The organism is Pseudomonas sp. GD04091, from assembly GCF_029836165.1.
Classification (GTDB): Bacteria; Pseudomonadota; Gammaproteobacteria; order Pseudomonadales; family Pseudomonadaceae; genus Aquipseudomonas.
In genome coordinates, this window is record NZ_JAOEBG010000001.1 from 279484 (window position 1) to 299547 (window position 20064).

Here is a 20064-nt window from a genome sequence, read left to right on the forward strand (position 1 = left end):
GTTACAAACCTGAAACGGTTTGATTCTAAATTTTCGTCATTTTTTTGGCGAACAGCAGGACATTATTCGAGACCAGGGAGAAGTACCCCATGCGCGCTTTAACCCCCATCACCAGTGCGATTTTGTTGGCCATGGCGTGTGCCAACAGTCAGGCGATGTCGATTACCGAGGCTGTCCAGAACGCCGTGGACCAACATCCAGAAATCAGCGCCAGCCGCAACAGCCGGCTGTCCGCCGACGAGGATGTGAAGTTCGCGCGCGGGGGGTACTACCCAACCGTCGATCTGGTCGCAGGCTACGGCCGGCAACGTTCCGACAATACCAACACCCGCGGCTTCAACGCCGACGGCACGCGTAACCACAACAAGGAAACGCTCAACTACACCCAATCCGAACTGCGTCTGCGACAGATGCTGTTCGACGGTTTCAACACCTCCAACGAAGTCGCACGCACCGAGGCGGTCGCCACATCGCGCGCCTACTTCACCCAGGCCACCGCCGAAACCGTGGCCCTTCGCGCCATCGAGGTCTACCTCGAAGTGCTCAAACGCCGCGAGCTGGTGACCCTGGCCAAGAACAACCTGCAGGCGCACCTGCGGGTCAATGACCAGATCGGCCTGCGCAGCGAGCGTGGCGTGGGCAGCACCGCCGACCTCGACCAGTCTCGCGCCCGTCGCGCCCTGGCCGAGAACAACCTCGACACGGCCGAAGTCGATCTGGCCGACGCCGAAGCCAATTTCTACAGCGTAGTCGGCCGCATGCCCGACGAACTGGATACGCCCGTCACGATCAAGGGAGAAATGCCGGGCGACCTGCAGAATGCTCGCCAGGGCATGTTGGAAAACAACCCCTACCTCAAGTCGGCCCAGGCTGACGTGCGCTCCGCCGAGCAGCAGTACGAAGTGGCCAAGTCGCCCTTCTACCCACGTCTGGATGCGGTGCTGGCCACTGGCGCGAACAACAACACCGGCGGCCAGAAAGGCCATGACAACAACGACTGGCAGGCAGGCGTCGAGCTCAGCTACAACCTGTTCCGCGGCGGCAGCGACAAGGCCCGCCTGCAGTCCGACGCACACAAGATCAACCAGGCCATGGACATCCGCAACAACGCCCTGCGCGAGCTCAACGAGAACCTGAGCCTGGCCTGGAACGCGATGAACAACGCCCGCAAGCAGACCCCGAGCGCCCGCGAATACGCCGAGACCACGCAACGCGTGCGCGCCGCCTACCAGGATCAGTTCGGCCTGGGCCAGCGCACCCTGCTCGACGTGCTCGACAGCGAGAACGAGCTGTACAACGCCAACCGCCGCTACACCGAGGTGCGCTACACCGAAGAGTTCTCGATGTACCGGGTGCTGGCGACCATGGGTGAGCTGTTGAGCAAGCAACGCATCTCGCTGCCACCGGAGGCCATCGCCAAGACCGAGGTGCGCAACGAAGCCAGGTTGCCCGACATGCGTTAGGTTCTGAACGAGACAAGGGAACGCTCCGTCAGCGCCCATTTCCCGTCCACCGCGGCAGGAGCAGGCCATCGTGACCAGTATGCAAAGTGCGCAACCGCGCCTGGATGTTGATGATCCGTTGCTCGATGGCCTGCTGATCCTGTGCAAGCTGCATGGCTGCCCGGCCAGCCGCGCCAGCCTGTGCAGCGGCCTGCCACTGGCCGAGCAGCGCCTGGGCCTGGCCCTGCTGCCTCGCGCCGCCGCTCGGGCCGGGCTGCAGGCACGGGTCCTGCAGCGCGAACTGGACGCCATCTCGGCACTCAACCTGCCGGTGCTGCTGATCCTCAACGACGGCCGCAGCGCCGTGCTGCAACGTTGGGGGGAAAACGGCCGGGCGCTGCTGCTGCCGTGCGAGGCGGACGGTGGCGAGCAGTGGGTCGAGCGCCCGGCGCTGGCCGAGGCCTACAGCGGCCAGGCCCTGTTCGCCCGGCCCCGTCACACCCTGGAGGACGTGCGCGCGCCGCTGATCCCAAGGGTCAACGCCTGGTTCCGCGACACCCTGCGCCATTCCCGCTGGCTGTATGGCGATGCCCTGCTGGCCAGCCTGCTGATCAACCTGCTGGGGTTGATGGTGCCCCTGTTCGTCATGCAGACCTACGACCGCGTGGTGCCCAACCAGGCGCTGTCGACCTTGTGGGTGCTGGTGGCCGGCCTGTTCATCGGCACGGCCTTCGAGCTGGTGCTGCGCACGGTGCGCGCCCATCTGCTGGACCAGGCCGGCAAGAAGACCGACCTGATCCTCTCCGCCACGCTGTTCGAGCGCATCACCGGCATGAGCATGAAAGCCCGCCCGGCCACCATCGGCGGCTTCGCCCAGAGCATCCATGACTTCCAGGGCCTGCGCGAATTCCTCACCGCCGTCACCCTGACCAGCATCATCGACCTGCCGTTCGTGGCCCTGATGCTGCTGGTCATCGGCCTGCTCGGCGGCTGGCTGGTGGTGATCCCGCTGGTGGCCTTCCCGCTGGCCGTGGGCCTGGCGCTGTTCATCCAGGTGCGCCTGCGTGACACGGTGCAAAAGAGCCTGAGCCTGGGCGCCGTGCGCCAGGCCCTGCTGATCGAGACCCTGGGCGGTCTGGAAACCCTCAAGGCCTGCGGCGCCGAAAGCGAACGCCAGTACCAGTGGGAACACACCAACGGCGCCATCGCCCGCCTCGATGCCCACGCCCGCAACCTGTCGTCGCTGGCCAGCAACGGCACATTGTTCATCCAGCAGTTCTGCGGCATGGCCACCATCGTTGCGGGGGTGTACAGCATCATTGCCGGCAACCTCAGCGTCGGTGCGCTGGTGGCCAGCTACATGCTGGGCAGCCGGGTGCTCGCGCCGCTGGGCCAGATCGCCGGGTTGATCACCCGCTACCAGCAGGCCCAGCTGACCATGCGCAGCACCGATGCGCTGATGAGCCTGCCCCAGGAGCGCCAGGCCGAGCAGCAGGCCCTGGAACACACGGCGCTGCAGGGTGGCATCACCATCAGCCACGCCACCGTCCGCTACCCGGGCCAGACCGCCCCGGCGCTCAACGACGTGAGCGTCACGGTCAAGCCAGGCGAGCGGATCGGCATCATCGGCCGCAGCGGCTCGGGCAAGAGCACCCTGGCGCGCCTGCTGATGGGTTTCCATCATCCCGACGAGGGCCAGGTCCTGCTGGACAACCTCGACCTGCGCCAGCTGGACATCGCCGACCTGCGCAACCAGCTCGGCTACGTGGCCCACGACCTGCCACTGCTGGCCGGCAGCCTGCGCGACAACCTTACCCTGGGCGCTCGCCATGTCAGCGACGCACGCATGCTCGAAGTGGCCGAGCTCACCGCTGTCAGCGAACTGGCCCGCCAGCACCCGCAAGGCTTCGACCGCCCGGTGGGCGAGCGCGGCCAACTGCTCTCAGGCGGCCAGCGCCAAGCCGTGCTGCTGGCCAGGGCGCTGCTGCTCGAGCCGCCGATCCTGATCCTCGACGAACCCACCAGCCACATGGACAACAGCAGCGAGGAACAGCTGCGCCAACGCCTGCTGGCCTGGGTGCCGGGCAAGACCTTGCTGCTGGTCACCCACCGCACATCGATGCTCAGCCTGGTGGATCGGCTGCTGGTGCTGGACAACGGCAAGATCGTCGCCGACGGGCCGAAGGACGCGGTCATCGACGCACTGCGCAAAGGCCGTATCGGCGCGGCACTTTGAACGAACAACCTGAAATCGCCGTGGGAGCGGGCTTGCCCCGCGATACCGTCATCGCGGGGCAAGCCCGCACCCACGAAGGCCCCGGTCTTCATCGGAGGTAGAACATGTCCCTCAGCCATAGCGTGCGCAGCTACCTCCAGGGCGCCGACAAACGCGCCGAGCGCGACTACATGCCGGAGCTGGCCGGCGCCACCCTGCAGGATTCACCCAGCCTGCCACGCCTCACTGTCTGGCTGGCGGCGATCCTGCTGTTGGTGGCGCTGGCCTGGGCCAACTTCGCGGTCCTCGACGAAGTGACCGTCGGCGAGGGCAAGGCCATCCCGTCGAGCAAGGTGCAGGTGGTGCAGAACCTCGAAGGTGGCATCGTCACCGAGATCTTCGTGCGCGAAGGCCAGATGGTCGACAAGGGCGCCACCCTGCTGCGTCTGGACGACACCCGCTTCAAATCGAACAAGGGCGAAAGCGAGGCCGACCGCTATGCCCTGACCGCCCAGGTCGAACGCCTGTCAGCCGAGTCCGAAGGCCGCCCTTTCGTGTTGTCGCAGGAAGTGCGCGCCAAGGCACCGCAGGTCGCCGAGGATGAAGCCGCGCTGTTCGACTCGCGCCAGCGCCGCCTGGCCAGCGAGAAACAGACGCTCAATGAACAGCTGCGGCAGAAGACCCAGGAGCTGGCCGAGTTCCGCTCCAAGGTCGAGCAGTACCGCTCGGCGGTGGGCCTGCTGCAGCAGGAACTGGACATGTCGTCGCCGTTGGTGAGCAAGGGCGCCATCTCGCCGGTGGAGATCCTGCGCCTCAAGCAGCGCAGCGTCGAAGCCCGCGGCCAGCTCAACGCCACCAACCTGGCCATCCCTCGTGCCGAGGCGGCGATCGCCGAAATCAGGAGCAAGATCCAGGAGTCCGACGCCAGCTTCCGCTCCGACGCCGCCAAGGAACTCAACGACAAGCGCACGGAGCTGTCGAAGATCACCGCCACCAGCATCGCCATCGATGACCGGGTCAACCGCACCACCGTGGTGTCGCCAGTGCGCGGCATCGTCAAGCTGCTCAAGGTCAATACGATCGGCGGCGTGGTGCAGCCCGGCAGCGACCTGGTGGAGATCGTGCCGATCGAGGACAACCTGCTGATCGAGGCCAAGGTGCGGCCACAGGATGTGGCGTTCCTGCACCCGGGGCAGACGGCGATGGTCAAGTTCAGTGCCTATGACTACACCATCTATGGCGGGCTCAAGGCCAAGCTGGAGCTGATCGGCGCGGATACCGTCACCGATGACAAGGGCAATGCGTTCTACCTGATCCAGGTACGCACGGACAAGAACCACCTGGGCGGGGACACCAAGCCGCTGCTGATCATTCCGGGGATGGTGGCCACGGTGGACATCATCACCGGGCAGAAGAGCGTGCTGGATTATCTGTTGAAGCCCGTGATGAAGGCACGGACGGAAGCGTTGCGGGAAAGGTGAGTGGGCTGTAGCGGCCTCTTCGCGGGGCATGAGCCAGTCGTGTGAACATTTACGCCGCGATCAGGGCGGCGCAAGCTGGCGCCAACTCAACCCTGCCCATGATTGCGCTGGAACGTCTCGGCCCCCATGGCCTCGATCTGCCCCTCGATCAACGCCTCGAACGGACGCAACAGGGCATCGAACCCTGCCGGCGCCTCCAGCACGTTCAATGCCTGCACCACCGCCTCGAGCGTCGACAAGGCCCCGGGCTCCGGTGCCTTGCGCAACCGATAGCGCGATGGCTGAACGTCTGCGAGCGTCACCCGTGGCAACGCCTCCAGCAGCGGGTTCAGGTACAGCAGCTTGCGCGCCTTGCGCCAGGTGCCGTCCGGCACGATCAACATCAGCGGCAGGTCGTGGCCTTGTCCGTAGCTTTCCAGGACCTCGGCTTCGTCACCGGGGAACAGCAGCGCAGGCCGGTAGCCCGGCGTGGCAAGCAGATCATCCAGGTCGTCGAATACCTCGCCGATGCGCAGCTCTGCGTTGACCAGCCCCAGGGCCGCCAGACGCGCGGTGTTCAGGGCGTGGGCAGTCTCACTGGGGTGTTGCAGGACGACCACGCGGGTACGACTGTCGATTTGCGGGATCAGTGGGCAGAGGCAATGGGCGAGCGGACGCTGGCAGCGCTCGCAGCGGGGTCTGGGCATGGGGGGCTCCTTGGGGCGGATAGTTTGCCACAAGGGACGTGGCGAGGCTGCAAGCCTGGCTTGCCGTGCAGCCCATCGCCGGCAAGCCGGCTCCCCCAGGTACAGCAACTGTGACCCCTGTGGGAGCAGCGGCGCGCCGATGCGACTTGCCCGCGAACACCGGCGCAGCGGTGCCCTCCAGCGCACCGCTTGCTTCGTGGGTGAACCCGCGCCCACCGTGATGCGTGCCGGGGAAGCCCTCAGCGGTTGAACCGCTCCGCCAGGCTGTGCAGGTACTCCGCCATCCGCTCCAGGTCCTGGCTGATCTCGGCCCCCTGCTTGGCCTGGCCCGCGCTCTCATCGCACAGGTGGGCGATCCGCACGATCTGCTGATTGATGTCCTCGGCCACATGGCTCTGCTGCTCGGAGGCCGTGGCCATCTGCTGGCTCATCCCGGTGATGCGGCTGACCGCCTGGGCGATGCCGGACAACGCCGCCTGTACCGCCTCGACGCTGTGCACGCTATCGCTGGAGATCTGCTGCCCACGGCTGGCGCTGGCCACCGCGCGGTCGGCCCCGCTGCGCAAGGTAGAAATGATGTGGTGGATCTCTTCGGTCGAGGCACGGGTCCGCTGCGCCAGGGAACGCACCTCGTCCGCCACCACGGCGAAGCCCCTGCCCTGCTCGCCGGCCCGCGCCGCCTCGATGGCCGCATTGAGCGCCAGCAGGTTGGTCTGCTCGGCGATCGAGGTGATCACATCCACCACGCTGCCGATCGACTGGGTCTGCTCGGCCAGGGCGTTGACCGCCTGGCCGATGTCGCTCACCGCCTCGCTCATGCTGCCCATGGCCTGCAGGCTCTGCTGCGCCAGCTCGCTGCCCTGCTGGGCCAGCTGGTCGGCATCGCTGGCGGCATGGGCCGTGCTCTGCACGTTGTGGGTGACCTGCTGGATGGTCGCCGCCATCTGCGCGATGGCGGTGGCCGACTGGTCGGTCTCGCTGCGTTGACGGTCGAGCATCTGGGCCTGGGCGTCGGACAGGCCGGCGGATTGCGCGGCCCGCGACTTGACCCCGATACCGGCGTCGACCAGGCGGGTCAGTGCCGTCTGCAGGCGCGCTTCCTCGCTGAGGATGGCCAGGTCGAGCTGGCCTTGCAGGCCGGGGTTGTCACTGTAGGTCAGCGCCACCAGCGGGCTGGTGAAGGCTTTGGGGTGCTCTTCGAGCGTGTGGCGGATCGACTGGTTCTGCCGGTGCTCGACCACATACCAGGCCGCCAGCAGGCTGGCCATCAGCACGCCCAGCGCGGCATACGGCGGCAGCCAGAGATAGGCGGCGGCAGACAGCAGCCCCGCCGCGATCAGCGGCCAGCCATGGCCGATGCCATGCCCGACGCGCGCGGCCAGCGGTACCGGCGAGCGCCCGGCGCGCAGGCGCGCATACAGTTTCTCGGCCCGACGGATCTGGTCGCGGCTCGGCACCGAGCGCACCGACTCGTAGCCGCTGATCCGACCGTTTTCGTACACCGCCGTGACATAGGCGCTGACCCAGTAGAAATCCCCGTTCTTGGCGCGGTTCTTGACCACCCCCATCCAGGGCTTGCCTTGCTTGATGGTGTCCCACATGTGGCCGAACACCGCCGGGGGCATGTCGGGATGGCGCACCAGGTTGTGCGGCTGGCCGACCAGCTCTTCGTAGGTGAAGCCACTGATGGCCACGAACGCGTCGTTGCAATAGGTGATGCGGCTGTTCAGGTCGGTGGTGGAGATCAGCCGCTGGTCCTGGGGAAAGGTTCTTTCATGCTCAGTGACGGGCAAATTCATGCGCATCGTTCGCGGTCCCTTGCTTATCCAGATGAGTGGGGAAATTCATCAGAGCAAGTAGATATTTAGCAGATGGCCAGCACGCCATCGGTCAAGTTTTGTAGGAAATGGTCTGAAGCTGACGGAATGCGCTGAAGGATGTAGGAATCAACCTACGTTGAGCTGGCTCTTGAGCAGGTCGCGGAACGTCTGGATCAAGGGTTCACGGCTGCGGCCACGACGGATGATCAGGGAAAACGGCGCCTGGTAGCCAAAGGTCGCGGGCGACAGAACCCGCAGGTCGCCCTTGTCGACCCAGGCTTGAGCGTAATGCTCAGGCAGGTAGCCAATATAGGCGCCAGAGAGAATCAGAATCAGCTGCGCCTCCATGCTCTCCACCGTCGCGGCACTGTGCTTGAAGCCGTGCCGGGCCAGCTCCGCCTGGCTCCAGTAGCCACGCCCGACCATGCGCTGCTGGGTGACCACCGGTTCCGGGATGCGCCGCTCGGCGAACAGCGGGTGACGGTTGCTGCAGTAGAGCCAGTGCTGCTCGCGATACAGCGGCTGGTACACCAGCCCGCTCATGCGCGAGGAAAACGCGCCAATCGCCAGGTCCAGGCGGTTGTCCTGCACGCCCAGCTGCAGCTCGTAGGGGCTGGACACCGAGAGGTGCAGGTGCACGGCCGGGTGTTCCTGGCTGTAGGCGCCAATCGCCTCGGCCAGTGGCAAGGCGCGGTCACCGACGGTGGAGTCGATCACGCCCAGGTTGAGGGTGCCGCGCAGTTCGCCCTTGAGCGCCGCCGCGTATTGCTCGAAACCGTCCAGTTCGCCAAGCAGGCGCAACGTCTCCTGATGGAACAGCTCCCCCTTGCTGGTCAGGCTGAAGCCGCCGCGGCCGCGATGGCACAACACGATCCCCAGCGCCCCTTCCAGCTGGCTCATGTAGGTGCTGATGGCCGAGGTGGACAGGTTGAGGTCGCGCTGGGCATTGGCGAAGCCTTGGTGACGCACCACGCTGGCGAAGATGCGCAGTAGTTTCAGGTCAGGCAGCGATGAGGCCATGGGGCGGGGTTCCGCAGGCTGGAAATCGCCAGAGTCTAACCTGCCTTCACCTCGATAGTTCAGAATTTCCTGAAGTAAGTATTTGTCGGTAGCGATTCTTCCAGGGCACTACCTTGCGCAGACTTGGCCGAAATGTCCCTGCCCGCCGACAAGACCAGACGAACGAGGCGCGCGGCGGCACAGGTTCGAACAAACAGAACAATCGACCGACTGATGAGGCCCACCGTGGACAAGATTCTCCACCAACCACTGGGCGGCAACGAAATGCCGCGTTTCGGCGGCATCGCCACCATGCTCCGCCTTCCCCACCTGCAAAGCGCCGAAGGCCTGGACGCCGCCTTCATCGGCGTGCCGCTGGACATCGGCACCTCGCTGCGCTCCGGCACCCGTTTCGGCCCACGGCAGATCCGCGCCGAATCGGTGATGATCCGCCCCTACAACATGGCCACCGGCGCCGCCCCGTTCGACTCGCTGTCGGTGGCCGACATCGGTGACGTGGCGATCAACACCTTCAACCTGCTGGACGCCGTGCGCATCATCGAAGAGGCCTACGACGAGATCGTCGAGCACAATGTCATCCCGCTGACCCTCGGTGGCGACCACACCATCACCCTGCCGATCCTGCGTGCTCTGCACAAGAAGCACGGCAAGATCGGCCTGGTGCACATCGATGCCCACGCCGACGTCAACGACCACATGTTCGGCGAGAAGATCGCCCACGGCACCACCTTCCGCCGCGCCGTGGAAGAGGGCCTGCTCGATTGCGACCGCGTGGTACAGATCGGCCTGCGCGCCCAGGGCTACACCGCCGACGACTTCAACTGGAGCCGCCGCCAGGGCTTTCGCGTGGTGCAGGCCGAAGAGTGCTGGCACAAATCGCTGGAGCCATTGATGGCCGAGGTACGCGAGAAGGTCGGCGGCGGCCCGGTGTACCTGTCGTTCGACATCGACGGCATCGACCCGGCCTGGGCGCCTGGCACCGGCACCCCGGAAATCGGTGGCTTGACCACCATCCAGGCGATGGAGATCATTCGCGGTTGCCACGGCCTGGAGCTGATCGGCTGCGACCTGGTCGAAGTTTCTCCCCCCTACGACACCACCGGCAACACCTCGCTGCTGGGCGCCAACCTGCTGTTCGAAATGCTCTGCGTGCTGCCGGGCGTGGTGCGTCGCTAGCCGTCAAGCAACGCCCATTTGTAGGAGCGGCCTTGCGTCGCGAAAGGGCTGCGAAGCAGCCCCGGCGTCTTATGTGAAAACGCCGAAACCCGGGGGCGCTGCGCCCCCCTTTCGCGACGCAAGGCCGCTCCTACAGGGCGTTGCGCTGCAAGCGATTGCTTGACCCCGGCAGGAGCCATTCGGGAGGGCCATAGAGGCCCGCCAACACAAGACAGAACCGCCGGGCGCCGCACAGCGTCCGGACGGCCGATCTCGCCATAATAAAGATAATCGGGAGACCCCCAATGGCCTTGGACATCATCGTTGTACTGATCTATGCCGCTGGCATGCTCGGGCTTGGCTGGTACGGCATGCGGCGCGCGAAGACCCACGAAGACTACCTGGTGGCCGGGCGCAACCTCGGCCCGACCCTGTACATGGGCACCATGGCCACCACCGTGCTTGGCGGTGCCTCCACCGTCGGTACCGTGCGCCTGGGCTACGTCCATGGCATCTCTGGCTTCTGGCTGTGCGCCGCGCTGGGCCTGGGCATCATCGCGCTGAACCTGTTCCTCGCCAAGCCGCTGCTGCGCCTGAAGATCTTCACCGTCACCCAGGTGCTGGAACGCCGCTACAACCCGATGGCACGCCAGGCCAGCGCAGCGATCATGCTCGCCTACGCCCTGATGATCGCGGTGACCTCGACCCTGGCCATGGGCACCGTGCTGCAGGTGCTGCTCGACGTGCCGTTCTGGATGGCCCTGCTGTTCGGCGGCGGCGTGGTGGTGGTGTACTCGACCATCGGCGGCATGTGGTCGCTGACCCTGACCGACATCGTCCAGTTCGTCATCAAGACCGTGGGCCTGATGTTCATCCTGTTGCCGGTGTGCCTGTACAACGCCGGCGGCTGGGACGCCCTGGTGACCAAGCTGCCGGCGGCCAGCTTCAGCTGGACCACCATCGGCTGGGACACCATCATCACCTACTTCCTGATCTACTTCTTCGGCATCCTGATCGGCCAGGACATCTGGCAGCGGGTGTTCACCGCCCGCGACGAGAAGGTCTGCCAGCGCGCCGGCACCACCGCCGGCATCTACTGTGTACTGTACGGTCTGGCCTGCGCCCTGATCGGCATGGCCGCCCATGTGCTGATGCCCGACCTGGCGAACCCGAACAATGCCTTCGCCGAAATGATCAAGGGCCAGTTGCCCGAAGGTGTTCGTGGCCTGCTGATGGCCGCCGCCCTGGCCGCGATGATGTCCACCGCCAGCGCCGGCCTGCTGGCGGCCTCGACCACCCTGACCGAGGACCTGCTGCCCAAGCTGCGTGGCGGCAAGCAGTCGAGCCTGGGCATCAACCGTCTGTTCACCCTGCTCACCGGCCTGGTGGTGCTGGGCATCGCCCTGGCGGTGAACGATGTGATCAGCGCCCTGACCTTGGCCTACAACCTGCTGGTGGGCGGCATGCTGATCCCGCTGATGGGTGCGATCTTCTGGAAACGCGCGACCACCGCCGGTGCCATCGCCAGCATGTCGCTGGGCTTCGCCACCGCGCTGTTCTTCATGTTCAAGGATGGCCTGGATGCCAACTCGCCGATCTACTACAGCCTGGCGATCGGCCTGGTGAGCTTCGTGCTGGTCAGCCTGGCTTCGCGCAAGCCGGTCGCCACCGTGAACCTGGCCTGAAGACGAAGAGGCCGGCACAGGCAAAGATCAACACCAGAAACGCAAAAGGCCGCCGCATCGAGGAGATGCGGCGGCCTTTTGCCTGGTTGTCAGCGCCGACGCGGCTGGCGCTTGCGCTGTTCTTCGTCGGTAGGGATCGGCACCGGCTGTAGGGGTGGCGGGAGCAAGCCCAAGGCGACGGCGAGGTCGTGGAGCCAGTTATACATGCGTTCGTTCATATTGCCCCCTTGACGGGTCAGCCTCACGGTCAATCAATCCTGCGATGCGTCATACAGATCATAGTCCGATGTCCTGTATTGCGCATGCCTCTGCCTTTACAGATAAGGGCGATTTTGACCCGGATCAAGCCGAAGCGGCAGCTTCCGACGGCCGGTTAATCGTTTCGCTTTGTTGCAGGTCGATCCATGCCTGCAAGTTCGCTCCGCATTTGCCCTGTCGCCACATCAGCCAGGTAGTAGCCCGGTCGAACGGCGCCTGCAACCGATGTACCCTCACCCGATCGCGCCCAGGCAGGCTATCGAGCATCGATTGCGCCATCATCGCCACGCCGGCACCCGCGATGACGCAGGCCAGCATGCTCTGGTACGACTCGATCTCCATCACCCGCACCATCGGTGTGTGGACATGGGCGTACCAGGCCTCCAGGCGCATGCGATACGAACAGCCCTGGCGGAAGGTGAACACCGCCTTGCCGGCCACATCCCTGGCACTCTGCACGGTTGGGTGCTCGAGACTGGTGATCAGCACCAGTTCCTCTTCGCACAACGGCACGCCGTCCAGCCCGGCCAGGCTCAAGGGTCCGTCCACCAGCGCCGCGTCCAGCCGGTGGCTGAGCAACCCTTCCAGCAGGTCGCCGCTAGGCGCCGCCTGCACCTGCAGGTTCACCGCCGGGTAGGCCTGGTGGTAGCGCGCCAGCAAGACCGGCAAATGAGTGGCCGCCGTGCTGTACATGGTGCCCAGCACGAAATCGCCAGCCGGCTGCCCACCCTGCACCGCAGCCAGCGCTTCGTCATGCAAGGCCGACAGGCGATTGGCGTAATCCAGCAGGACCTTGCCGGCCGGGGACAGCTGCAAGCGCTGGCGCTCGCGCAGGAACAACTCCACACCCAGCTGCTCTTCAAGCTGGCGCAGACGTGTCGACAGGTTCGAGGGTACCCGGTGCAGGCGCTCGGCGGCGCGGGTCACCGAGCCTTCCTCGGCCACGGCCTGGAAGATACGCAGTTGGCTGAACTCCACGACATTCTCCAAAACAGAACAACTTGATCATCATTATTCAATTTTTTTGAAAGTCAATCCGCCCTACCCTGCCAGTCATCGCATCCCTTCGTGCAGGAGACTTTCCATGTCGCCCTTCGTGCAACTGCTGGCCAGCGCCGTGGCGCTGATGATGGCCATGGGCATCGGCCGCTTCGCCCTCACACCACAACTGCCCCGGCTCATCGCCGAGGGTCAGTTGGACCTGACCGCCGGCGGCCTGATCGCCGCCGCCAACTACCTGGGCTACTTCCTCGGCGCCGTCGACGCGATGTTCGTCCGCCAGCCGGCTCAGGTACGCCTGCGTCTGCATGGCGGCCTGTGGCTGTGCGTGCTGTTGACCCTGGCCTCATGGGCGGCCAATGGTTTCTGGAGCCACCTGTGGCTGCGCTTTGGCACCGGTGTGGCCAGCGCCTGGGTGCTGGTGATGATTGCCAGCCTCAGCCAGCAGCTGGCCGCGGCCCATGGCCGCCAGCGCCTGGGCGCGATGGTGTTCGCCGGGCCCGGTGTCGGTATCGCCGTCAGCGGATTGCTGGCGCTGGGCGCGCATCTGAATGGGTTGGATTCGGCGGCCCTGTGGCTGATCTACGGCGTGGCGGCGCTGGTGATGCTGCTGGCAGTGCTGCCGTGGCTGCCCCGGACGCTGGAGCCGGCAGCCGCCGTATCTGCCAGCACCAGCCAAGGCCGTGGCAATGGCATAGGGCGCCTGGGCCTGGTCTATGGGCTCTACGGAATCGGCTACATTCTGCCAGCCACCTTCCTGTCACAGATGGCCAGCCAGCAATTTCACGGACAATGGCTGGCCGACCTGTTCTGGCCGGCATTCGGCCTGGCGTCGGCGCTGGGGGTGGTGGTCGTCAGCCTGCGCCGGCCGGGACAGACCTCGGGCTGGCTGACCGTGACCCTGTGGTTGCAAGGGTTGGGCGTATTGGCCTGTCTGTTGGGCGGCGGTGTCGGCCTGGCCTTGGGGGTGATTCTGTGCGGCGGTCCGTTCCTGGCCTGCATGCAACTGGTGATGCAGCGCTCGCGGGAGCTGGCGCCCCACGCCACGCAACGCAATGCCGGGCTGCTGACCGCATGCTTCGCCCTTGGGCAGTTGAGTGGGCCATTGCTGGCGGCGTCGAGCAGCCACTTCAGTGGTGGGTTGCAGCCGGCATTGGTGCTGGCTGCAGCGGGGATGGGGGTGGCCGGGGTGCTGGCCGGAGGCTTCTCGAGTTCGCAACCCTGCTCCAGCCTGGGACAGGTGGGATGACCCAGCCGGCCGAACGCTTATCCCACCACCCTGCGCAACTGCTGCCGCACCCACGTCTCGGCGCTGACCATGATCACCCCGAGCAGTACCATCACCGCGCCGATCACAAAGTTCAGGCTCAACGGCTCATCCAGCAGCAGCACACCAAAGGTCACACCGAACAACGGCGTGATGAACGAGAACACCGCAAGATTCGAAGCCAGGTATTTGCGCAGCAACCAGAACCAGGTCAGGTAACTGACGAACGACACCATGATGCCCTGGAACAGCACACTGCCCACCGCCAGCGGAGTGAACGAGAAGTCGCTGATCTGCCCGCTCAACAGGGCCATGATCACCAACCCGACAAACCCCACCGCCAGCTGGTAGAACAGGGTCAGGGTCGCCGGCGCCTCCGACAGCCGCGAGCCGCGCACCACCACCGTGGTCGCCCCCCAGGCCAATCCCGCCAGGATCGCCAGGGCATCGCCCAGCAACATGCGACTGTCGAGGTGCTCGAGCGAAACACCGCCGGCAAAGGCCAGGGCAATCCCCCCGAACGCCAGCAGGATGCCCAGCCACTGCAACAGCCGCAGCCGCTCGCTGGGCATCATGAAATGCAGGCCCAAGGCAGTGAAGATCGGCGCGGTATAGAGGAACACCGACATATGCGCAGCCGAAGTCAGCTTCAGCCCCTCGGCGATGAACAGGAACTCCAGACCGAACAACCCACCGGCCAGCAACCCGGCTCGCCAAGTGCTACCCACCTGGCTCCAGCCACCGCGCAAACAGATCAGCAGCCCCACCAGCACGGCAGCGATGCCGTTGCGAAACGCCGCCTGCATCACCGGGGCGATGTCCTCCGCGGCCGACTTGATCAGCACCTGCTGGCAACCCCAGATCAGGCACAGCCCCAGCATGACCTGGAACGCGAAGGCATCGGGATTCTTGCGGGCGGCGGTCATGAGCGCCCCCTGTGCTGGTCGAATGTCATGGCAAGGCTCGGCAGTGAAAATGGATCCAGATTATCGGGTGCCCGGCGGCGCCGATGCCAGCCTAAATTTTCCCGCTTGCGATCCGTGCCGTAATGGCACCCCGGTCAGCCAGACTGAACTTCCTCGCGCTCATCCAACTCCACCGAGCATGCTCAACACCGGAGGTAAAAAGGATGAAACCACTGCGCCCCCTCATCTGCGCGGCCACCTTGCTCTGCGCCATGCCCAGCTGGGCATGCACACCGGAAGAAGCCACGCAAAAAAGAGAAGAGCTGGCCGGGCTGGTAAGTCGCCTGACCGAGCAGAACGCACAGAAGGCCAAGGAGATCAACGACGAGCTCCAGCACATGGAGCTCGGCACCGCCAGCAAGGACCTGCCGGACAAGTGCCAACTGATCGACAAGCGAATCCAGGAACTGAAGGAAGCGGAGAAAAAGACGTGAGCCGAACAAGGCTCAGCGGCGCTGCTGGGCCAGCATGTACTGGCGAAGCAATTGGTTGATGCGGGTCTGGTAGCCGGCGCCCTGCGCCTTGAACCACTCGAGGACATCGGCGTCCAGGCGGATGGTTACCGTCTGCTTGGCGGGTACCCGCAGTTCGGCATGATGGAAGAAGTCATCGCCGAGCTCCGGGATCTCCGAGGTATCGACTGTTCCCTGATCAGCGTTTTGGGATGGTTTCGACATAGCGCGTCACCTCGCGTCGGGTAGCTCTTCTGGCAGAGATGACGCGTATCGCATCCCCTTGCCGTTCGGTATAGGCAACCACGCTGACCCAGGCGTTGATCCCGCCCATGCTGATCCAGCGTGCTTCCTCGTAGTCGAACCGCTCATCCCACAATGCCAGCATGGGGTGCCGGAACATCTCGGGCACATCGTTGAAATCGACACCGTGCTTGCGGATGTTGAGCAGGTTCTTTTCTTCGTCCCATTCAAACCGCATGGGACACCTCGTATTTACAGATGTACATACGCTACTTCTCTTGACCAGGGCATGCCAGAGGAAGTGTGCAGGCCGAACGGCAAAATGCCTGGGCCAATGTGCGGTTTGGGAATCGAGCTACAAGCCTCGGGGAACAAGATGAAACAGCCCGCCACCGTTGCAGTGGCGGGCGCGTAGCGACAGAGCCTTATTCAGCCGCTGGCGCACGCTTCTTCAGCGGCGCCATGCCATCGGAGCTGGCCAGAGGTGCCTTGGCCTTGGGCTTGGCGGCCGGCTTGCGCTTGGCGGCGGCCTTCTTGTCGGCACCGGTCTTCTTCTCGACCTTCTTCTTCTTGGTACCGGCAGCCTTGCCCGAGGCCTTCACCTTCTTCGGCCCGCTGTAGGTGCCCTTGACCTCCTTGATGACGCGGCGCTCGAACTGCTGCTTGAGGTAGCGCTCGATGCTCGACATCAGGTTCCAGTCGTTATGGGTGATCAGCGAGATCGCCAGGCCTTCGCCACCAGCGCGACCGGTACGGCCCACGCGGTGCACGTATTCGTCGCCGCTGCGCGGCATGTCGAAGTTGATCACCAGGTCCAGCCCGTCGATGTCCAGACCGCGGGCGGCGACATCGGTGGCCACCAGTACCTTGGAGCTGCCCTGCTTGAAACGCTCGATGGCCAGCTTGCGGTCTTTCTGGTCCTTCTCGCCGTGCAGCACGAAGGCTTTCACGTCCTTGGCGACCAGGTGACCGTAGATGCGGTCGGCCAGGGCGCGGGTGTTGGTGAAGATGATCGCCTTGTCGAAGGTCTCGTTGGCCAGCAGCCACTGCGCGATCTGCTCTTTGTGCTGGTCGTGGTCGGCGGTGATGATCTGCTGGCGGGTGCCTTCGGCAAGCTGCGAGACGCTGTTGAGCATCAGGTGCTCAGGGTCCTTCAGCACCTTGCCGATGATGTCGCGCAGGGCCGCGCCACCGGTGGTGGCGGAGAACAGCAGGGTCTGCTCGCGCTGCTCGCACTCCTTGCACAGGCGCTCCATGTCCTCGGCAAAGCCCATGTCGAGCATGCGGTCGGCTTCATCGAGGATCAGCACCTGCACGTGGGACAGGTCGAGGTTGCCAGCGTTGAGGTGCTCCAGCAGGCGGCCCGGGGTGCCGATCAGCACGTCGGGGACCTTGCGCAGCATGGCGGCCTGTTCCTTGAAGTCTTCACCACCGGTGATCAGGCCCGACTTGATGTAGGTGAACTGGGAGAACAGCTGTACCTGCTTGAGGGTCTGCTGGGCCAGTTCGCGGGTCGGCAGCAGGATCAGGGCGCGGATCTCGACGCGTCGCTCGCGCAGGTCGACCAGGCGGTTGAGCAATGGCAGCACGAATGCGGCAGTCTTGCCGCTGCCGGTCTGCGCCGTCACCCGCAGGTCACGCCCTTGCAGGGCCAGGGGGATGGCCGCTGCCTGCACCGGCGTCGGCTCGACAAATTTCAGCTCGGCCACGGCTTTGAGCAGGCGTTCGTGCAGGGCGAATTGGGAAAACACGGGGGTAACCTCGGGCAAGTGCGAAAAATTCAAGTTGCATAGGGTAACGTTTTCCGTGACCAGAACCGAATTTCTTTTGGCAACTTTGCGCCGATCCACGCTCTAATGCGGCTTCGTACCGCAACACAGACTGTTTATACGCCTATGGACATCCAACGATTCTGGCGCGATGCCCTCGACCTCTGGGGCACCCTCGACCAACACCCGCTGCTGCACGCCACGCTCGGCCTGATCGTGCTGCTGCTCGTTTCGCTGCTGATCGGCCGCCTGGCCCGCTTCCTGGTGCTGCATTCCAGCCGCCTGCTGGCCCGCCAGCAGGCGCTCAGATGGCTGGACGACCTGCGCCACAACAAGGTGTTTCACCGCCTGGCGCAGACCACCCCGTCGCTGGTGGTGCAGTTCGGCCTGAAGCTGGTGCCGGAGCTGTCGGCCACCGCCCAGCACTTCCTCGGCAACCTCGCCCTGGCCGTGACCCTGCTGTTCATGACCCGCGCCCTGTCCTGCCTGCTCGACGCCCTGCTGGACATCTACGCCCGCACCGAACACGCCCGCACCCGCTCGATCAAGGGCTACATGCAGCTGGCCAAGATGATGCTGTGGATCTTCGCCGCCATCGTCATCGTCGCCACCCTGATCGATCGTTCACCACTGCTGTTGCTGTCGGGTCTGGGCGCCATGTCGGCGGTATTGCTGTTGGTCTACAAGGACACCCTGCTGTCGTTCGTCGCCAGCGTGCAGCTGACCAGCAACGACATGCTGCATGTCGGCGACTGGATCGAGATGCCCCAGGCCGGTGCCGACGGTGACGTGGTGGACATCACCCTGCACACGGTCAAGGTGCAGAACTTCGACAAGACCATCGTCTCGATCCCCACCTGGCGCCTGATGAGCGAGTCGTTCCGCAACTACCGCGGCATGCAGCAGTCGGGCGGGCGACGGATCAAGCGCAGCCTGTTCATCGATGCCGGCGGGGTGCGCTTCCTCAACGCGGAGGAAGAGCAGCGCCTGGGCCAGGTCCGCCTGCTCGGCGATTACCTCGCACAGAAGCGCCAGGAGCTGCACAGCTGGAACGAGGCGCTGGGGCCGGTGGCCGAACTGGCCGCCAATCGTCGCAAGCTGACCAACATCGGCACCTTCCGCGCATTCGCCCTGGCCTATCTGAAGAACCACCCCAACGTGCACCCGAACATGACCTGCATGGTCCGCCAGATGCAGGCCACCGCCGAAGGCGTGCCGCTGGAGATCTACTGCTTCACCACCACCACTGCGTGGGCCGAGTACGAACGCATCCAGGGCGACATCTTCGACTACCTGCTGGCGGTACTGCCCGAGTTCGGCCTCAGCCTGTACCAGCAACCCAGCGGCAACGACATGCGCGCCGGGCTGGCGGCCAGGCCGCAACTGGAGCCGCAGGCACGCAGGCTGAACGAACTGAGCGACGCCTGACCCTCAAGAAGGGGCACCTGCCAGGTGCCTCTTTGCTTCATGGCGCTCTCAGACCGCTCCCGGTACCCGGACGCGCGGGGTTCCCCAGCGACTCATCCACACTGACGCAAGGATGATCGAGCCGCCGATGGCCAGGCGCCCAAGTGGCTCGTCCTGGTTCCAGATCAACAGGTTGAGCAGCAGCCCCACCGGCACATGCAGGTTGTTCATCACCGCCAGGGTGGCACCGGAAACCAGGCATGCGCCCTTGTTCCACCAGTACAGCCCCAGTGCCGTCGGGCACAGGCCAAGGAACAGCAGCACCAGCCACTGGGTGTCGGTGCTGGGCAGGTGCTGGGCGTTGCCGAACAGCAGGAAAGCCGGCAACACCACCAGCAGCGCGCCCAGGTAGAAGTAGCCGAAACGCCGATAATGCGGCAGATCGCTCGGATGGCGGGCGACCAGGTGACGGTACAGCACCTGGCCGGCGGCATAAGTGAAGTTGGCCAGCTGCAGCAGCAGAAAACCGATGAAGAACTCGCCCGAGATGGTATCGAAGCGGATCACCGCAGCACCGGCCACCGCCACCAGCGCGGCGAGCAGCGCCCAAGGGTTGAAGCGGCGGTTCAGGGCATCCTCGATGAGCGTGACGTGCAGTGGCGTGAGGATGGTGAACAGCAGCACCTCCGGCACCGTGAGCACGCGGAAGCTGAGGTACAGGCAGACATAGGTGATGCCGTACTGCAGCGCGCCGATCAGCAGCATCGAGCGCATGAAGCGCGGCTCGACCTGACGCCAGCGGGTTAGCGGCAGGAATATCAGCCCGGCCAGGACCACCCGCGCCAGCACGGCGAAATAGCTGTCGACATGGCCGGCCAGGTATTCGCCAATCAGGTTGAAGGAGTACGCCTGGATCAGCGCGACGATTATCAGGTAGCCCATGGTTGGCCCTCGTGGATCAAGGCGGGGACCTTAGCGGGTTGGGCCTGGGCAGTTCAACCATGGGGATTGTGGGGCTGCTGCGCAGCCCATCGCCGGCAAGCCGGCTCCCACACCGGTCGTGCAGTTCTCAAGACCTGCGCTGTATCTGTGGGAGCCGGCTTGTCGTGGCGACGAACCGCGGCGAAAGGGCCGCAAACAAATCATTCGCCATCCCTTGCCAACGATCAGGCCAGCGTGGGATGGCAATTCCTGCGAGCA

The 20064-nt window shown here is 64.9% G+C and carries 18 protein-coding genes; 8 read left to right on the forward strand and 10 right to left on the reverse strand.

Annotated elements, in window-relative coordinates; all coding sequences use genetic code 11:
* Positions 1-89: 89 nt before the first annotated feature.
* From N7422_RS01260 to N7422_RS01270, 3 genes are all read left to right on the forward strand, one after another.
* Complete coding sequence (locus tag N7422_RS01260) at positions 90-1463, forward strand: TolC family outer membrane protein (RefSeq protein WP_279804739.1); 1374 nt, start codon at positions 90-92, stop codon at positions 1461-1463.
* Between the two features lie 79 nt (positions 1464-1542).
* Positions 1543-3678, forward strand: coding sequence for a type I secretion system permease/ATPase (locus N7422_RS01265; RefSeq protein WP_279805092.1), 2136 nt, complete (start codon positions 1543-1545; stop codon positions 3676-3678).
* Between the two features lie 104 nt (positions 3679-3782).
* Positions 3783-5138: an HlyD family type I secretion periplasmic adaptor subunit gene (locus N7422_RS01270; RefSeq protein ID WP_279804740.1), complete on the forward strand. Its 1356-nt coding sequence runs from the start codon at positions 3783-3785 to the stop codon at positions 5136-5138.
* A gap of 86 nt (positions 5139-5224) precedes the next feature.
* Here N7422_RS01270 and N7422_RS01275 read toward each other — a convergent pair whose 3' ends face one another.
* From N7422_RS01275 to N7422_RS01285, 3 genes are all read right to left on the reverse strand, one after another.
* Complete coding sequence (locus tag N7422_RS01275; RefSeq protein ID WP_279804741.1) at positions 5225-5824, reverse strand: DTW domain-containing protein; 600 nt, start codon at positions 5822-5824, stop codon at positions 5225-5227.
* Positions 5825-6063: 239 nt separating this feature from the next.
* Positions 6064-7629, reverse strand: a complete 1566-nt coding sequence (locus N7422_RS01280) for a PAS domain-containing methyl-accepting chemotaxis protein (protein WP_279804742.1) — start codon at positions 7627-7629, stop codon at positions 6064-6066.
* 141 nt (positions 7630-7770) lie between these two features.
* Complete coding sequence (locus N7422_RS01285; RefSeq protein ID WP_279804743.1) at positions 7771-8664, reverse strand: LysR family transcriptional regulator; 894 nt, start codon at positions 8662-8664, stop codon at positions 7771-7773.
* Between the two features lie 225 nt (positions 8665-8889).
* Here N7422_RS01285 and speB point away from each other — a divergent pair, with 225 nt between their 5' ends.
* Positions 8890-9840, forward strand: coding sequence for an agmatinase (speB, locus tag N7422_RS01290; protein ID WP_279804744.1), 951 nt, complete (start codon positions 8890-8892; stop codon positions 9838-9840).
* A 284-nt stretch (positions 9841-10124) separates the two neighbouring features.
* Positions 10125-11504, forward strand: coding sequence for a sodium:solute symporter (locus N7422_RS01295; protein WP_279804745.1), 1380 nt, complete (start codon positions 10125-10127; stop codon positions 11502-11504).
* A gap of 89 nt (positions 11505-11593) precedes the next feature.
* On the opposite strand, the gene N7422_RS26865 is transcribed toward N7422_RS01295, so the two are convergent.
* The gene (locus N7422_RS26865; RefSeq protein WP_256206021.1) at positions 11594-11722 is read right to left on the reverse strand and encodes a PA1414 family protein; all 129 of its coding nucleotides are present in this window, start codon (positions 11720-11722) and stop codon (positions 11594-11596) included.
* A gap of 124 nt (positions 11723-11846) precedes the next feature.
* Positions 11847-12740: a LysR family transcriptional regulator gene (locus N7422_RS01300; RefSeq protein WP_279804747.1), complete on the reverse strand. Its 894-nt coding sequence runs from the start codon at positions 12738-12740 to the stop codon at positions 11847-11849.
* A gap of 106 nt (positions 12741-12846) precedes the next feature.
* Between N7422_RS01300 and N7422_RS01305 the strand changes: the two genes are divergently transcribed.
* Positions 12847-14010, forward strand: coding sequence for an MFS transporter (locus N7422_RS01305; RefSeq protein ID WP_279804748.1), 1164 nt, complete (start codon positions 12847-12849; stop codon positions 14008-14010).
* Positions 14011-14027: 17 nt separating this feature from the next.
* Here the strand turns inward: N7422_RS01305 and N7422_RS01310 are convergent, their stop codons facing one another.
* Positions 14028-14954 carry a DMT family transporter gene (locus tag N7422_RS01310; RefSeq protein ID WP_279804750.1) on the reverse strand — a complete coding sequence of 309 codons (927 nt, stop codon included), beginning with the start codon at positions 14952-14954 and terminating at the stop codon, positions 14028-14030.
* A 203-nt stretch (positions 14955-15157) separates the two neighbouring features.
* Here N7422_RS01310 and N7422_RS01315 point away from each other — a divergent pair, with 203 nt between their 5' ends.
* Positions 15158-15427: a hypothetical protein gene (locus N7422_RS01315; protein ID WP_279804751.1), complete on the forward strand. Its 270-nt coding sequence runs from the start codon at positions 15158-15160 to the stop codon at positions 15425-15427.
* Between the two features lie 12 nt (positions 15428-15439).
* Here the strand turns inward: N7422_RS01315 and N7422_RS01320 are convergent, their stop codons facing one another.
* The 3 genes from N7422_RS01320 to N7422_RS01330 all read right to left on the reverse strand — a co-directional run bounded on the left by N7422_RS01320 (position 15440) and on the right by N7422_RS01330 (position 17439).
* Complete coding sequence (locus N7422_RS01320; RefSeq protein ID WP_279804752.1) at positions 15440-15670, reverse strand: BrnA antitoxin family protein; 231 nt, start codon at positions 15668-15670, stop codon at positions 15440-15442.
* Positions 15645-15926, reverse strand: coding sequence for a BrnT family toxin (locus N7422_RS01325; protein WP_279804753.1), 282 nt, complete (start codon positions 15924-15926; stop codon positions 15645-15647). Before N7422_RS01325 ends, N7422_RS01320 begins: the two co-directional genes overlap by 26 nt.
* Before the next feature lie 187 nt (positions 15927-16113).
* Complete coding sequence (locus tag N7422_RS01330; protein WP_279804754.1) at positions 16114-17439, reverse strand: DEAD/DEAH box helicase; 1326 nt, start codon at positions 17437-17439, stop codon at positions 16114-16116.
* 144 nt (positions 17440-17583) lie between these two features.
* Between N7422_RS01330 and N7422_RS01335 the strand changes: the two genes are divergently transcribed.
* Positions 17584-18885 carry a mechanosensitive ion channel family protein gene (locus tag N7422_RS01335; RefSeq protein WP_279804755.1) on the forward strand — a complete coding sequence of 434 codons (1302 nt, stop codon included), beginning with the start codon at positions 17584-17586 and terminating at the stop codon, positions 18883-18885.
* Between the two features lie 48 nt (positions 18886-18933).
* On the opposite strand, the gene N7422_RS01340 is transcribed toward N7422_RS01335, so the two are convergent.
* Positions 18934-19806 carry a carboxylate/amino acid/amine transporter gene (locus N7422_RS01340; protein WP_279804756.1) on the reverse strand — a complete coding sequence of 291 codons (873 nt, stop codon included), beginning with the start codon at positions 19804-19806 and terminating at the stop codon, positions 18934-18936.
* Between the last annotated feature and the right edge of the window lie 258 nt (positions 19807-20064).